12 protein-coding genes are annotated in these 15,869 nt (G+C 62.1%); all 12 read right to left on the bottom strand.

Annotated elements, in window-relative coordinates; translation table 11 throughout:
* Nucleotides 1-86: 86 nt before the first annotated feature.
* The 12 genes from rpoB to RA302_RS08640 all read right to left on the bottom strand — a co-directional run bounded on the left by rpoB (nt 87) and on the right by RA302_RS08640 (nt 15,817).
* Entirely contained in the window at nt 87-3,593 is a 3,507-nt protein-coding gene (gene rpoB / locus RA302_RS08695) for a DNA-directed RNA polymerase subunit beta (RefSeq protein ID WP_019744305.1), read from the bottom strand.
* 483 nt (nt 3,594-4,076) lie between these two features.
* The gene (locus RA302_RS08690; RefSeq protein WP_097387641.1) at nt 4,077-4,955 is read right to left on the bottom strand and encodes a hypothetical protein; all 879 of its coding nucleotides are present in this window, start codon (nt 4,953-4,955) and stop codon (nt 4,077-4,079) included.
* Nucleotides 4,956-5,000: 45 nt separating this feature from the next.
* On the bottom strand, nt 5,001-5,729 hold the full coding sequence (locus RA302_RS08685) for a hypothetical protein (RefSeq protein ID WP_019744307.1): 729 nt from the start codon (nt 5,727-5,729) through the stop codon (nt 5,001-5,003).
* A 99-nt stretch (nt 5,730-5,828) separates the two neighbouring features.
* Nucleotides 5,829-7,076 (bottom strand): MCE family protein, encoded by a 1,248-nt coding sequence (locus RA302_RS08680; protein WP_019744308.1) that lies wholly within the window; start codon nt 7,074-7,076, stop codon nt 5,829-5,831.
* Nucleotides 7,073-8,350 carry an MCE family protein gene (locus RA302_RS08675; protein ID WP_020906821.1) on the bottom strand — a complete coding sequence of 426 codons (1,278 nt, stop codon included), beginning with the start codon at nt 8,348-8,350 and terminating at the stop codon, nt 7,073-7,075. The genes RA302_RS08680 and RA302_RS08675 overlap by 4 nt, the downstream gene beginning before the upstream one ends.
* Nucleotides 8,347-9,600: an MCE family protein gene (locus RA302_RS08670; RefSeq protein WP_338480187.1), complete on the bottom strand. Its 1,254-nt coding sequence runs from the start codon at nt 9,598-9,600 to the stop codon at nt 8,347-8,349. The genes RA302_RS08675 and RA302_RS08670 overlap by 4 nt, the downstream gene beginning before the upstream one ends.
* A complete protein-coding gene (locus RA302_RS08665) occupies nt 9,600-10,595 on the bottom strand; it encodes an MCE family protein (RefSeq protein ID WP_338480185.1) in 996 nt (331 codons plus the stop codon). Before RA302_RS08665 ends, RA302_RS08670 begins: the two co-directional genes overlap by 1 nt.
* Entirely contained in the window at nt 10,592-11,671 is a 1,080-nt protein-coding gene (locus RA302_RS08660; protein ID WP_019744310.1) for an MlaD family protein, read from the bottom strand. Before RA302_RS08660 ends, RA302_RS08665 begins: the two co-directional genes overlap by 4 nt.
* A complete protein-coding gene (locus tag RA302_RS08655; RefSeq protein WP_019744311.1) occupies nt 11,668-13,029 on the bottom strand; it encodes an MCE family protein in 1,362 nt (453 codons plus the stop codon). Before RA302_RS08655 ends, RA302_RS08660 begins: the two co-directional genes overlap by 4 nt.
* Nucleotides 13,026-13,886: an ABC transporter permease gene (locus RA302_RS08650; protein WP_003941894.1), complete on the bottom strand. Its 861-nt coding sequence runs from the start codon at nt 13,884-13,886 to the stop codon at nt 13,026-13,028. The genes RA302_RS08655 and RA302_RS08650 overlap by 4 nt, the downstream gene beginning before the upstream one ends.
* A 5-nt stretch (nt 13,887-13,891) precedes the next feature.
* On the bottom strand, nt 13,892-14,686 hold the full coding sequence (locus tag RA302_RS08645; protein ID WP_003942038.1) for an ABC transporter permease: 795 nt from the start codon (nt 14,684-14,686) through the stop codon (nt 13,892-13,894).
* Between the two features lie 9 nt (nt 14,687-14,695).
* Nucleotides 14,696-15,817: an ABC transporter ATP-binding protein gene (locus tag RA302_RS08640; RefSeq protein ID WP_024487305.1), complete on the bottom strand. Its 1,122-nt coding sequence runs from the start codon at nt 15,815-15,817 to the stop codon at nt 14,696-14,698.
* Nucleotides 15,818-15,869 lie beyond the last annotated feature (52 nt).

The following is a 15,869-nucleotide window of genomic DNA, read 5'->3' as shown; positions in this document are numbered from 1 at the left end:
GCCGGTCACCCGGCAACCTGACTGCCAATTCAAATGTGAACTACGCCCCCGGGCCGCTCTTTCAAGAGCGACCCGGGGACCGAAACCTAGTTCGCGAGGTCGTCGACCGTCGCAGCTTCGTTCCTGGACAGGTTGATGCCCAGGTTCGCTGCGGCCCGCTCCAAGTCCTCGTCGTCGCCGTCCGCCATCGTGATGGCCGCGCCGTCCGAGGACAGCACCTCCACGTTGAGGCAGAGCGACTGGAGCTCCTTGAGGAGCACCTTGAACGACTCGGGGATGCCGGGTTCGGGGATGTTCTCGCCCTTGACGATGGCTTCGTACACCTTGACTCGACCGACCACGTCGTCCGACTTGATGGTCAGCAGTTCCTGCAGCGTGTAAGCCGCGCCGTAGGCCTGCATCGCCCAGCACTCCATCTCACCGAAGCGCTGGCCACCGAACTGGGCCTTACCACCGAGAGGCTGCTGCGTGATCATCGAGTACGGACCGGTCGAACGAGCGTGGATCTTGTCGTCGACCAAGTGGTGCAGCTTGATGATGTACATGTAACCGACCGAGACCGGGTACGGGAACGGCTCGCCGGAGCGGCCGTCGAACAAGGTGGCCTTTCCGTCGGGTCCGACCATCTGCTCGCCGTCACGGTTCGGCAGCGTCGCGCCGAGGAGACCGGTGAGCTCGTCTTCCTTCGCACCGTCGAACACCGGGGTGGCGATGTTCGAGTCGGCCGGAGCGGACAGCATCTCTTCCGGCAGGGTCGCAGCCCAGTCGGGACGAGTGCCGTCGGACGCGATCTGAATGTTCCAGCCGGTCTTGCCGATCCACCCGAGGTGGGTCTCCAAGACCTGACCGATGTTCATACGACGCGGGACACCGTGCGTGTTCAAGATGATGTCGACAGGCGTGCCGTCCGAGAGGAACGGCATGTCTTCCTGCGGCAGGATCTTGCCGATGACGCCCTTGTTACCGTGGCGGCCGGCGAGCTTGTCGCCGTCCTGGATCTTGCGCTTCTGTGCCACGTAGACGCGGACCAACTCGTTGACACCGGGAGGCAGATCGTCGTCTTCGTCACGTGAGAACACGCGGATTCCGATGACCTTGCCGGTCTCACCGTGAGGAACCTTGAGGGACGTGTCACGAACCTCGCGAGCCTTCTCACCGAAGATGGCGCGAAGGAGGCGCTCTTCGGGGGTCAGCTCGGTCTCGCCCTTCGGCGTGACCTTTCCGACCAGCACGTCGCCGTCACGAACCTCGGCACCGATACGGATGATGCCGCGCTCGTCGAGGTCGGCAAGGACCTCGTCGGAGACGTTCGGGATGTCGCGAGTGATTTCCTCGGCACCGAGCTTGGTGTCGCGGGCATCGATCTCGTGCTCCTCGATGTGAATCGAGGTCAGGACGTCCTCTTCCACGAGACGCTGCGACAGAATGATCGCGTCCTCGTAGTTGTGGCCTTCCCACGGCATGATCGCGACGAGCAAGTTCTTGCCCAGCGCCATCTCACCGTTCTCGGTGCAAGGGCCGTCGGCCAGAACCTGGCCGGCCTCGACACGCTGTCCCTCGTCCACGATCGGACGCTGGTTGGCGCACGTGCCCTGGTTGGAACGCGCGAACTTGCGCATCCGGTACGTCTTGCGGCTTCCGTCGTCAGCCATCACCGTGACGTAGTCCGCGGAGATCTCCTCCACGACACCGGTCTTCTCGGTGATGATGACGTCGCCGGCATCCACAGCTGCACGCAGCTCCATGCCGGTTCCGACGAGAGGTGCCTCGCTGCGAACCAGCGGGACAGCCTGACGCTGCATGTTCGCGCCCATCAGGGCACGGTTTGCATCGTCGTGCTCGAGGAACGGAATCATCGCGGTTGCGACGGACACCATCTGACGCGGCGAAACGTCCATGTAGTCGATGTCGGAGGACGCGACGAACTCGACCTCGCCACCCTTACGGCGGACGAGAATCTTCGAGTCGGTGAAGCGACCCTCGCGGTCGATGGCCGAGTTGGCCTGCGCGACTACGTGGCGGTCTTCTTCGTCAGCGGTCAGGTAGTCGACCTCGTCGGTCACCTGTCCGTCGACGACGCGACGGTACGGGGTCTCGATGAAACCGAACGGGTTGACGCGGGCGTAGACCGACAGCGAACCGATCAGGCCGATGTTCGGGCCTTCCGGGGTCTCGATCGGGCACATGCGGCCGTAGTGCGACGGGTGAACGTCGCGAACCTCGAGGCCGGCGCGCTCACGGGACAGACCACCCGGGCCGAGGGCGGACAGACGACGCTTGTGCGTCAGCCCCGACAGCGGGTTGTTCTGGTCCATGAACTGCGACAGCTGGGAGGTTCCGAAGAACTCCCTGATCGCAGCGACGACGGGCCGGATGTTGATCAGCGTCTGAGGCGTGATTGCCTCGACGTCCTGTGTGGTCATGCGCTCACGAACCACACGCTCCATGCGGGACAGGCCCACGCGGATCTGGTTCTGGATGAGCTCGCCGACGGTACGCAGACGACGGTTGCCGAAGTGGTCGATGTCGTCGACCTCGACGGGAACCTCGACGCCGCCCGGAGCCGTCATCGAGGTGTCACCTGCGTGCAGACGCACGAGGTACTCGACGGTGGCGACGATGTCTTCTTCGGTAAGCGTGGATGCAACGATCGGCTGACCCGCGTTCAGGCCGAGCTTCTTGTTGATCTTGTAACGACCCACGCGAGCGAGGTCGTAGCGCTTGTCCTTGAAGAACAGGTTCTCCAGCAGGGTCTGCGCGCTCTCCTTGGTGGGGGGCTCGCCCGGACGCAGCTTGCGGTAGATGTCGAGCAACGCCTCATCGGTGCCGGCGGTGTTGTCCTTCTCCAGCGTGGCCATGAGGATCTCGGAGAAGCCGAAGCGCTCCGTGATCTGCTCGGTGGTCCAGCCGAGTGCCTTGAGCAGGACGGTGACAGGCTGACGACGCTTGCGGTCGATACGGACACCAACGGTGTCGCGCTTGTCGACGTCGAACTCGAGCCATGCGCCGCGACCCGGGATCACCTTGACGCTGTGCAGATCCTTCTCGGTGCTCTTGTCGACGCTCATGTCGAAGTACACACCGGGGGAACGCACGAGCTGCGAGACGACCACACGCTCGGTGCCGTTGATGATGAAGGTGCCCTTGTCGGTCATCATCGGGAAATCTCCCATGAAGACCGTCTGGCTCTTGATCTCACCAGTGTTGTTGTTGATGAACTCCGCGGTGACGAACAACGGCGCCGCGTAGGTCATGTCCTTGTCTTTGCACTCGTCCGTCGAGGCCTTGACCTCGTCGAATCGAGGGTCGGAGAAGGACAGCGACATAGTGCCGTTGAAATCCTCGATCGGAGAAAGCTCCGCGAGGATGTCCTCGAGACCACCGGACACTGCATTGTCGCCGAGTGCCGCTGCTCGTTCACGCCAACTCTGCGCGCCGATCAGCCACTCGAACGAATCTGTCTGTACGTCAAGAAGCCCGGGAACTTCGAGGGGTTCGCGAACTTTCGCGAACGAAACCCTCTTCGGGGCTCCGGGGATTCCGGAAACTGCCTTGGTCTGGCTAGAGACTGCCAAGATGCGTCCTTCCAGCACCTCACGCGGGCCGCTCCGTGCTGTTGCGACCGCCGCTGTATCTGCTTCGAATTTCGCTGGTTACAACCCGAACGAAACCCGTCGCAGAAAGCAAGAAGTACTTGACTTCGCAGCGGTTGAGACGAGGGGTGGACAGGAGGCAGCCAGCGCAACGTCCAAAAGTACACCCTTACTCTGGAAATGTCGAGTCGGGTGTAACTGAGGGTCGAATTCAGATACTGACGTGAGACTGCCGATCACTCGTCCGTGCATGTTCACCGATCAGAGTGGACCTTGCGGACCGCTCCGTCAAGGGCGAGAGCGCGTGTCGCAGCATTCGAACATTCGTGACGCGCATTCGAACACCGCCACCGGAAGTGTAGCCAGCAACGGCGTCACATACGAAAAATCTGGACCGACATCGTGCGTCGGTCCAGATCTTCGCGCTGGTACGCAGGTGCTACTGGTCGCGAATCTCCGAGCTACTGGTCGCGAATCTCCGAGCTACTGGTCGCGAATCTCCGAGATCAGCCAGTTTCCGTCCTGCTTCTCCAGACTCACGATGACCATTCCGGAGCGAGAGTCTGCCGCCACGCCGTTCTGCGTCGAGCTGACGTTCAGTTGGGCGAGCAACTGCGCCCGGTCCTTCTCGAGTCGTGTGATCCCGATCAGCGGGACATCAGCGGTCGTTGCCGTCTGAGTTTGTTCGACGCCGGCCTTCTGCGTGTCCTTGTACTGCGTCAGCTGATCGCGCATCGACTGGTTCAGGCCCTGGACACCCTTGTCGAAATCGGCGTCGAACGTGTCGGGCGAGAACGTGAAGACTGCAGCCAACGCCGACGGCGTCACACGAAGAACCTCAGCAGTGGCGCCTTCGTCCACCCAGGCGATGTCGTCCGTCTTCGCGCCGACTTTGAAGAAGGCGATGCCGGCGAGGATCGCGACGATGACCGCTGCGGCCCCCAGGATCGCGACCAGGCGCCAACCGGCCTTGGATTGTGTAGGTGTTGTCGCCGACTCCCCCGCGCCCGTCTCCGGGGTAGCAGGGGCCTTGGGTTCGTCTGCGACGGTTTTCGCCGGTTTGGTCAGATCGGGGCCTGGTGTGGATTCCGGAGCGTCGGTTTCCGTCTTCGGCGGCTCGATGTCGCCGGACTCGGCCTTCGTGAGCGTCGGCTTCGCAACCTTCGGCTTCGCAACCTCTGGCTTCACAGCCTCCGGCTTCACAGCCTCCTGTGTCTCTTCTTCCGGCTGTTCGATCGTGGGCTCGACCGGGTCCGAGTCGGACGTCCCCGCGGGGACGTTGAGCGAACGAGCGCTTCCAGCGATCTTCGGCCGACGGTTCTGAGGGGAGGACGGTCCGCCGGTACGACGTTTGGGTGGCATTACGCGCTTCTCCTTCGAGGGATGTCGGTGTGCAGGTTCGACGAACTACTGGCCACCGGAATCACCACCCTCGGTTGTCGGTGCAGGAGCACCGGATGCCGGTGCTTCGGTCCCCGAACCGGGTGCGGGCGTTGCGTCAGGAGCAGGCGTGGAGCCGTCGGCAGCCGGCAGAGTGCCCGAGCCGAGATCGAGCCGCGATCCGATCGGATCAGCGGACTGCGCCTTCCAGACCCCGTCGACCTCGACCATGCCCAGCCGCATGCCGAGCTGATTCTTGACGAACTGGTTGCCCTGGGTCGTGGTGACTCGAACGACGACCAGTGCCGTGGCGGTCCGGTCATCGGTATTGAGCTCGGTCAGCGCGGACTGCACAACTTCGGTGTCAGCCTTCGAACCCGAGTTACGCAACTCGTCGGTGATGGAATCCTGAACGGTCTGCAGATACGTCGTCATCTCGTCACCGGTCACCGAAGAACGCATGTTCTCGATCGACTGGTCGAGATTGGCCGAATCCGCGTTGTTGAGGTTGATCGCGACTTGCTGCGCACCGATCAGCGCGTCGTCACGCATCTCGGCGGTGGTGCGGTCGGTGGTGAGCGCCCGAACGTACGGGACGCCGAACACACCGAGCGCAACCACTGCCGCCAGAAGCAAGACACCGACCGCAATCAGAGACGCTGTCAGCCCCTTCGGTCTACCGGTTGTCGGCGCTCCCGATTCGACTTGCTCGGGCCCGCCGGACTGCGGGGAACTGTTTCTCTGAATCACACTCACTACCCTACTTACCTGTTTTGCCCAGCCTCTGGCCGCGAATCGTCAACTGCCACAACTCAGTAGCCTGAACTGCACAAACTCGACCACATTCGGATCGGTCTACTTCGGTGTCACTCCGAGCAACGGCGCCAACTGCGTCGCGATCGGGTTGAGGTTCAACTTGTCCGGATCGACCTTCGGCTTGAAGTCCCAAGGCTGGATCGTGTCGGGATCGGCGTACACCACGCGGTTGGCACTGCGGACGCCCGTCTCGCTGCCCAGCGGCGTCTCACACGACGCCGCGGTGTTGAGCGGGAAATCCTGCTGGGTGTCGTCGAAGTTGGGATTCTGACGCTTCATCTCGTCCAGGATCGCCATGGTGCCTTCGTAACCCACCGTGCACGAGAGCGGATTGTTGGTCTCGAGCACCAAGCCCTGATGGACCGTTCCGTCGCCGGGAGCAACCGTCGGTGCGGCAGCGGCCAGGCCGGGAAGGAAGATCAGGAACGGCTGCAGCGCGATTGTTCGGGGTGCAAGCGTCTTGGTGGTCGCGGCAAGATTGGTCAGGTCAGTCGTCAGGCTCGGGCCCGCCTCGTTGATGAGGGCACCGATCTGATCGCTGGCCGGGATGCCGTTGTCGATCAAGCGACGGATGTCCGGATCGCTGGTCCGCAACTGCGCCGTGACAGCATCGAGATCGGTACTGAACTGCTTGATCGCGGACGACTGATCCGACTGCGTCGTCAGTACCGTCTCACTGTTCCGAATCAGCGCGAGCGTCTGAGGCAGAGTGTCGAGCCCGGACTGCGAGAGACCGGACAGCGAATCGGCCAGGACCTGAATGTCCTCGCCCTTGCCGTTGAATGCGGCACCGAGTTCGACGGCGACGGTGTGGAGCGCGTCGACCGGCACGGACTTGACCAAGCCGTTGGCGCTGGTCAGCACATCTTCGATCGGGATCGGAGTTGTGGTGTCCCCCACCGCGATCACCGAGCCGTCCGCGAGGAACGGTCCCTGATCGGTATCGGGCTGAAGGTCGACGTACTGCTCACCGATGGCGGAGCGGTTGGCCACGACTGCACGGGCCGACGCGGGAATCTCCGGAGCACTGTTGTCGATCTTCAGGTCGACCTGAATTCCGTCCTCGGTCAACGACATGTCGCCCACTCGACCGACCGGCACACCGCGATACGTCACTTCGGCGTTGGTGAAAATTCCACCGGACGTGGCCAATTCGGTCTTGACCGTGTACTGACCGAACCCCATGAGGTTGTCCAGACGCACGTACTTGGCGCCGACGTAGATGAGACCCAGAAGCGCGACCACCACGAAGCCGACGAGCTGCCATCTGACCAGAGCTGATCTCACTGTCCATCACCACCGATTCCGAACTGTTCCAGCATTCCCTGGATGGGGTTGAGTGGGTCCGCTGCCGGAGCCGGTGTTGCCGGGTCACCGGCCGTGGTGGCGGGTAGACCGGCGACGACGGGGATCTGCGGCAGGATCGGAGCGATCGGCAGCAGCGACACCGTCGGCCAACCCGGCCGCGGTCCGTTTCCGTTGTAGTACGGGTTGGACGGATCTACCACCGGCTTGGGATTGCCGAACTTCGGCTGACGGTATTCCGGTTCACCCTGTCCGACACCGAGACCCGAGAGAGTGTTGCCGATCTGCAAGTCGACGCTCAGGAAGAGGTTCACGGAACCACCCTGCGCAATCTTCTCGACACCGTCCGGGAACGGGAACGTCGGAAGGAAAGGAAGTGCCCCGACGAAGTCGTCACCGGAGTCTGCGAGCGCCTGCAGCGTTGGACGCAGAGCCTGAAGATCAGCGATCAGATCGTCCTTGGACTGCGTGAGGACGTCGGTTCCCACTGTTCCGAGTCGATCCACCTGAGCAAGCATCTGCGTCAGCTGCGGGCGCTGCTCGTTGAGAACCTGTGTCGCAACGGGGAGTTCCTCGAGAATCTTCCCGATCTTCTCGTTCTGATCGTTGACGCGGGTCGAGAGCACATCCAGGCCGTCGAGCGCGCGGGTGATGTCGTCACGCTGTTCGTTGAGTCCACCGATGAGTGTGTTCGCCTGCTCCAGAAGACTTCTCGTCTTGCCCTCGCGACCGTCGAATGCGGCCCCGAGTTCTTCGACGATGGGTTGCAACTGGCCCACACCGCCGCCGTTGAGCAGCAGCGACAATGCGCCGAGAACCTGCTCGATCTCCGTGGCGTGGCGAGTGCGATCGAGCGGAATCAGGTCTCCGTCGGCCAGCTTCGCAGAGTCCGGTCCGGACGGCGGGGCCGACAACTGGATGAACTTCTCGCCGAGCAGGTTGGTCTGCTCGACCGCGGCAATTGCGTTGGCGGGTAGATCAACCGACGAGTCGAGGATGATTCCGACGTCCGCGGTCCATCCGTCCGGTCCGACCGACACGTCGTCGACTCGACCGACCGGAACACCGTCGACCTTCACAGCGGACTGCGGAACAAGGTCCAAGACATCGTCGAACTGAATGGTCAAGTGCATCGGATCGGAACCCACATCGGGACCGCCGGGAAGCGGAACCGCGTAGATTCCCTCGGACGAGCAGGCTGTTGCCGAGATCAGGACGGCGCACAGTCCGGCGCCGACTATCAATGAACGCTTCACTCGCCCTCCCCGTTTCCACTGGTCAGTCGCGGTGACACGACGCCGGGCACAGTGCCCGGAACTACCTGCATCTGCCGTTCGGAACCGGCAAGGATGCCGAAGGGAAGGTTCAGGCCTGCAGCCTGATTGGCTGCGTCGGTCATCGCAGCGACGTTTGCACACTGGTCGATAGCCGGTTGCATCTGCCTTCCCAATGCCTCGAACCGCGGATCACCGGGCAAGAGCTTGCCGAGGTCCATCAACTTGCAGAGCACGCCGGCCGGGTTCTGCAGATCAGGGAACGCCAGACGTGAAGCCAGCACACCTGATTCGGCGTCGTACGAGTTGACCAAGTTGGAGATCGCCAGCGGAAGCATGGTGAGCGTGTTGGCCAGTGCTTCCTTGTTGTTCGCCAATGTCTGTGTCGGTTCGACGAGACCCTCGGTTGTCTGGACCAACTGATCGCGGTTGTCTGCCACGAACTTCGCGACGTCGCCGAGAGCAATCGAGAGCTGGTTCAGAGCGGCACCGAGATCGTCGCGCTCACCTGCCAAGAATCCGGTCAGGTCCGACAGCTGGGTGTTGAACTGACGCACCTGCTGATCGTTGGCCGCGAGAGCGCCCACGAAAGTATCCAGGTTCTTGATGGTGAGCGAGATGTTGTCACGCGAATCATTCAGCGTCCGTGCGGCATCCGAGAGGTTGGTGATGCTGTCTCCCAACGCTTCACCGTTGCCCTCGAGGTTGGCCGCACCCGTCTCGACGAAATCGGACAGCGCGCCGTTCTTGTTGGCACCTTCGGGACCGAGCGCCGACGCGAGTTCGTCGATGCTGGAGTACAACTGGTCGACCTCGACGGGCGTCGCAGTCCTCTCGATCGGAATGACTGCACCGCTGGCCATCTTGTCGCCACCGGTGAAGACCGGTGTCAGCTGGATGTAGCGGTCGGCAACCACCGAAGGCGTGATCTGAGCGGCACTGGCACCGGCGGGGATGTCGATCCCACGATCGACGCGCAACTCGACCTTGACCTGATCTCCCTGAGGTTCGACGGATTCGACGGTGCCGACCTTGACACCGAGAACACGAACGTCGGAACCGTCGTAGATACCCACCGACTTGTCGAAGTAGGCGGTGATCTTGGTGGTACCGGCGCGAGTGAACACCCACCACAGCGCGCCACCGAGTACGAGTAACCCGATCAGAACAGCGGCGATGATCGCGACCGAGCGCTTCTTGGAGCCGCTTCCGGCTTCGGCAGTATCAGCCATCAGTTGCCTCCCAACGTACGAACGGGGTCACGGTAGCCCGGAATATCCGGCAGACCCGGCGGAAGGAGGTTCACGACGACCTGGTCGAACCAACGGCCGTTGCCGACCACGTTGGCGTACAAGCGAATGAAGGGTTCGTAGAGCTTCAGTGCCTTGTCCAAGTTCTCGTTGTTGGCCTTCAAGATGTCGATGACGCCGTTGAGCTGCGTCAGCGCCGGCCCGATTGCCGCCTCGTTGTCACGAACGAGACCGGTGAGCTGCTGAGAGACGCGCTGAGTTCCGGTGAGCAGCTGCGAAATCGCTTGCTGGCGATTGTTGAGCTCCTGCACCAGAAGTCCGCCGTCACGGATCAGCTGGGTGAACTCCTTGTTGCGATCCGCAAGAAACTGCGACGTCTTCCCGGTGGCGGCGAAGAGCTTCTGCAAGTCCTGATCGCGGCTCGCGATCGTCTGCGACAGCCGACTGACACCGTCGAGCGAAGCGCGGACATCGCCAGGTGTCTCGGAGAATGCCTGGGACAACGTCTCCATGCTCTTCGCCAACTGGTCGGTGTCGATGTCGCCGACGGTGTCCGCCGCGGCCGAGAAGGCCTGAACGACGTCGTACGGAGAGGTGGTGCGCTCGAGCGGAATCCGGTCCTTGGGATCGAGGTTGTCGGTTCCGCGCGGATCGAGTGCGAGGTACTTCTGTCCCAGAATCGTCTTGATCTGAATGGACGCAGAGGTTTGATCTCCCACCCACGCGTCACTGACCTTGAAGTCGACGAGAACACGGTCACCGTCGAGATCGACGGAAGTGACCTTGCCGACCTTCACGCCGGCGATACGAACCTCGTTACCAGGCTTGAGACCCGCAGCTTCGGAGAACTCGGCGGAGTAGGACGAGCCTGCTCCCACGAACGGAAGCGAATCGAGGAAGAACGCGGACAAAGTGGCCAACAGCACCACGAAGATACCGATGGCTCCGGCCATTGCCGGACTGCGACGTTTACTCATCGACCTTGCAACTCCCTCATACCGTCTTGAGTGCATCGCGTGGCCGCGTTGGTGTAAATCGGCTGATTGACCGTCGGCAGGCCGGTGGGCAGATTCAGCGAGGCAGACTGTCCTGGACCGGCAACGATGTCGATTCCGCACAGGTAGAACTGGAACCAGGAACCGTAACTCGCTACGCGAGCGAGCTTGTCGAGCTTGACCGGCAAGGTCTCGAGCACCGCGTTCACGTCGTCACTACGACGGTTGAGCGTGGTCGCCAGCGTGTTGAGCGCCGTGATCGAGCCCTGAATCGACGGCCGCGTCGGCTCGAGCAGATCTGCAGTGGCATCGGTCAACCCGGCGAGTGAGGTGACGGCCGAACCGACGACACCGCGCTCGTTGGCCAACCCGGTGACGAGTTGCTGGGTATTGACGATCAGCGAATCGAGGTTCTTGTCGTTCGCGTTGACGGTGTCGAGAACGTCGTTGAGGTTCTTGATCACCGCCCCGATGACGGCGTCCTTGTCCGCGACGGTGTTGGTCAAACTCGCCGTGTTGCGGACGAGTTCGCTGATGGTGCCGGACTCCCCCTGGAAGACCTGGATGATCTGGTAGGACAGCTTGTTGACGTCGTCAGCGCTCAGGGTGGTGAACAGCGGCTTGAAGCCGTTGAACAGCGTCGTGAGATTTACTGCCGGGCGAGTCTGCGCCAACGGCAGGGTGTCGCCGCCGGTGATCTTCTGGCCCTGGCTGCCTTCACCTTGCGAGAGCGAAATGTATCGCTGCCCGACCAGGTTGCGGAACCGGATCGTGGCGATGGAACTGGCAGGCAACCAATCGCGGTCGGACACCGAGAACTGCACCTCGGCCTGGTTGTCGTTGACGATCGCGATCTTCTCGACCTGTCCGACACGGACACCGGCGATGCGCACCTCGTCGCCCTCGTTCAACGAGGTGACGTCGGAGAAGACTGCGTTGAACTTGGTGCCTCCGCCGCCACCGAGGTTGGCGATGCTGGCGGCCAGCAATCCTGTTGCCAGGACGGTGACCACCACGAAGATGATGAGCTTTGTCAGTGGAGCTGCGAGTCCTCTCATTGGACGCTCACCTCCGCACCGGAAAATGCCGGAGCACTGACCATCGTGGTCCACGCCGGAACATCGTCCGGCGCAACACCGTTGGCCTGTCCGTAGATCACCTTCAACGTATCCTCTTCGAGTTTCGAGCCCGCGTAGCCGGCCTGCTGAGCAGGGCCGCTGTTGTTGGTCGAGAACAACTGAGGTCCTGAGCCCTCGGGTGCGGGCAGGAATTCCATGGTGGCGGGACCGGGATTGCGGGAAGGAACCTGGTAGGAACCGTCACCGTACGAACCACCGGGGTATTGCGGGAACGGACGACCTGGCTCGGTGACGTTGTCGTAGCAAACCGGGCCGCGGTTGTCGACGAGCCGTGGCTCGTCCTGGTTGGGCAGGTAGCGACCCTTGGGGTTCACGATCTGAATACTCGCACGCACACCAGGATTGGGAGCGTCGGTGGACAGGATCTTGGCAGCTTCCGGGGCGGTGTCCGAGAAGCCCTTGAACGTGCACCCGAACGTCGGTGAGTACTGAGCCAGAAGCTGGAGAGCTTCCTTCGAATCCGCAGCGAGCGTGATGATCGAGGACGAGTTCGCTTCGAGGAAGGCTGCGGTGTCCGACGATGTCACGGTGAGCGACGCCAGCAGAGTCCGCAACTGGTCCTGCTTCTGCACCACCGTGTTACCGGTCGTCCGCAGATTGTCGAGAGCGTTGATCAGATCGGGCGCAGCGTCCGAGTATGTCTGGGAGAAGTCCGCGAACTTGCGCAGATCCTCTTGCACCGCGGGCAGCTCGGTGTTGACGCCGCGGAAGATCTCCTCGAGACGATCGACCGTCAGACCGAGCTCAGCGCCGCGTCCCGTCAGACCCTGCGCGAGAGAACCGAGAGTGTTCGCCAGATCCTGCGGCGGAATCGCCTGCAGAAGTGGGAGCAGTCCGTCCAGAACGTCGCCGACCTCGACAGCGTTTCCGCTCTTGTCCTGCTGGATCACCGTTCCCGCGGAAATCGGAGCAGCGGTGGTTCCCTCCGGAATGATCAGGGAGACGTAGCGCTCACCGAAAAGCGTCTTCGGGAGCAGACGTGCCGTCACGTTCGACGGAATCAGATCAGCCTTGTCCGGTTCGATCGCGAGGACCGAGGTGACCTGGCCGTCTTTTGTCGACGCGGATCGCACCTCGCCGACCAGCAGACCACGAACCTTGACGTCCGCGTTGGGTGGCAATGCATTTCCGACGGTGTCGGTGACGAGGTCGATCTTCACGACGTCCTTGAACGTCTTGTTGAAGGTTCCGATGGTGAAGGCCAGGAACAATGCCAACACCACGAAGAACACGAGTCCGAGCACACGGCGGCGCAGGACTGACGGAGCCTCGATCATCCGGCCACCCTCACTGTCGTCGTGGTGCCCCAGATTGCGAGGCTGAGGAAGAAGTCGAGAACGGCGATCGTGACGATTGCGGCGCGAACAGCGCGGCCGACGGCCACGCCGACGCCTGCGGGACCACCCGAGGCATGGAACCCGTAGTAGCAGTGGATCAGAATCAGCACGAAGGCGAAGACCAGGACTTTCGCAAACGAATACAGCACGTCCTGCGGTGGCAGGAACAGATTGAAGTAGTGGTCGTACGAGCCCGTCGACTGCCCGTTGAACACGGTACTGATCACTCGCGACGCGAGGTACGCCGCAAGCAGACCCACGATGTACAGCGGGATGACGGCGACGAAGCCGGCGATCATGCGGGTCGTGACCAGGAACGGCACTGACGGAACTGCCATGACCTCCAGTGCGTCGATCTCTTCGGAGATTCGCATGGCACCGAGTTGAGCGGTGAAACCACAACCCACCGTGGCCGAGAGCGCAAGAGCCGCAACGATCGGAGCGATCTCACGGGTGTTGACGTATGCGGACAGGAAGCCGGTCAGGACCGAGCTACCCAACTGCTCCAGAGCGGCGAAGCCCTGGAGTCCGACGACGACACCGGTGAATCCCGACATCATCGCGATGACACCGATCGTTCCGCCGATGACTGCGAGCGCGCCGCTACCGAAGGTCACTTCGGCGAGCAGCCGAAGCGTCTCCTTCCGGTACCGATGCAGGGTGCGCGGGGTCCATGCGATGGCGCGCGCGTAGAACGACATCTGCTCGCCCGCGCGGTCCAACGCGTTCACTGGAATTCTGGCAACTTTGCGGCTCTTCAGCAGGAACTGATCGCCGCGGCCTCGTGCGATGGTCATTTAGGTCAAGATCCCTTCGCCGGCACGATCTGGAGGTACACCATCGTCAGAATCAGATTGGCGAAGAACAACAGCAGGAACGTGATGACGACGGCCTGGTTCACCGCCTCACCGACGCCCTTCGGGCCACCGGATGGGTGGAGTCCCTTGTACGCGGAGATCACACCGGCGATGACACCGAACACCGCGGCTTTGATCTCACCGCTCCAAATGTCCGGTAGCTGCGCAAAAGCTGAGAACGACGAGATGTAGGCACCGGGGTTACCGCCCTGCAGGATCACGTTGAAGAAGTAACCACCCGCGATACCGACTACGGACACCAGTCCGTTGAGCAGCACAGCGATCAGCACCATCGCGAGTACACGCGGAACCACCAGGCGCTGAATCGGATTGATTCCGAGGACTTCCATCGCGTCGATCTCTTCGCGAATGGTTCGAGAACCGAGGTCGGCCGTCACGGCCGATCCGGCCGCACCGGCGACCAACAATGCTGTCACCAGAGGGCTACCCTGCTGGATCACCGCCAGGACGCTGGCAGCGCCGGTGAACGATTCTGCACCCAACTGCTTGATCAGCGAACCGGTCTGCAGTGAGACGACGGCGCCGAAAGGAATGGCTACCAATGCCGTCGGCAAAATTGTCACGCTGGCGATGAACCAGGCCTGCTCGATGAACTCACGGAACTGAAATGGACGCCGGAACGTATTCCTGACGACGTCGACAAACAGTTCGACGATGTTTCCGGCCTGAGTTAATGCTCCGTTGACCGGACTCAGAACCGAGTTGCGGGTAACCCCCATCCGATATGCCTACCCTTGCCCGTGTGTCGTGTTTCCGTAGGGATCGCCCTCGTATGCAGGAATGACCTGCGTGTCTTGCGAGTTGTCGTTCCACTCCCCCTGATAGCCGCTCGCGTCGGCGTACTGGGGAGCGTACTGCCCAGTTCCGTCAACCTCGTCGAGGCTGTCCTGAATTGCCGCCTGAGCGTTAGCTGGGAGGGTGTGCATGATCTGGCGGACGCGCTCCTGGCGACGACGAACAGCCTGACGCTCCGGGTTTCCGGGGGTGGCCTTCATCTGCGGCACGATGCCCTCGACGTCGTCGACACCACCGGCGTGGTGACCGGCGTCGACGAGCGCCTGCTCGTGCGCCATCTGAGCCTCGTCCTTTTCCTCCGACATACCGATCGGACCGATCATCGTTCCGTTGAGGAACTGCTTGACGACGGGCTCGTCAGAGGTGAGCAGCACCTCACGAGGACCGAACATCACCAACTGACGACGGAAGAGCATGCCGATGTTGTCCGGCACCGTGCGTGCGAGGTTGATGTTGTGCGAGACGATCAGAATCGTCGCGTCCGACTGGGCGTTGATGTCGATCAGCGTCTGGCTGATGTACGTCGTACGCACCGGGTCCAGACCGGAGTCAGGCTCGTCGACGAGGATGATCTCGGGATCGAGAACGAGTGCACGCGCAAGACCGGCACGCTTGCGCATACCGCCGGAGATCTCACCGGGAAGCTTGTCCTCGGCGCCGACCAGACCCGTGAGATCGAGCTTCTCCATCACGATCTTGCGGATATCGGATTCCGACTTCTTGGTGTGCTCACGAAGCGGGAATGCGATGTTGTCGTACAAGTTCATCGAGCCGAACAGTGCGCCGTCCTGGAACAGAACGCCGAACAGCTTGCGGATCTCGTAGAGCTCCTTGGAGGAGCACTGCAGGATGTCCGTGCCGTCGATGACAATGGAGCCTTGTTCAGGGCGGAGCAGTCCGATCAGGGACTTCAGGAACACCGACTTACCGGTACCCGAAGGCCCGAGCAGTGCGCTGACCTCACCCGCGGGAAGTGTCAACGACACGTCCTGCCAAATCCTCTGCGACCCGAAAGACTTTGTCAGTCCTTGTACCGCTACCTCGACTCCCACCATTACCTCCGCGACGTCCGTTGCATGCATGCACCCGTGTGGGTTGGGTCACTCT

It is taken from the genome of Rhodococcus sp. DN22 (assembly GCF_036669995.1).
GTDB lineage: Bacteria > Actinomycetota > Actinomycetes > Mycobacteriales > Mycobacteriaceae > Rhodococcus_F > Rhodococcus_F erythropolis.
Note: the sequence above shows the minus strand (reverse complement) of the source record. Positions and strands in the feature narration are given on the sequence as shown.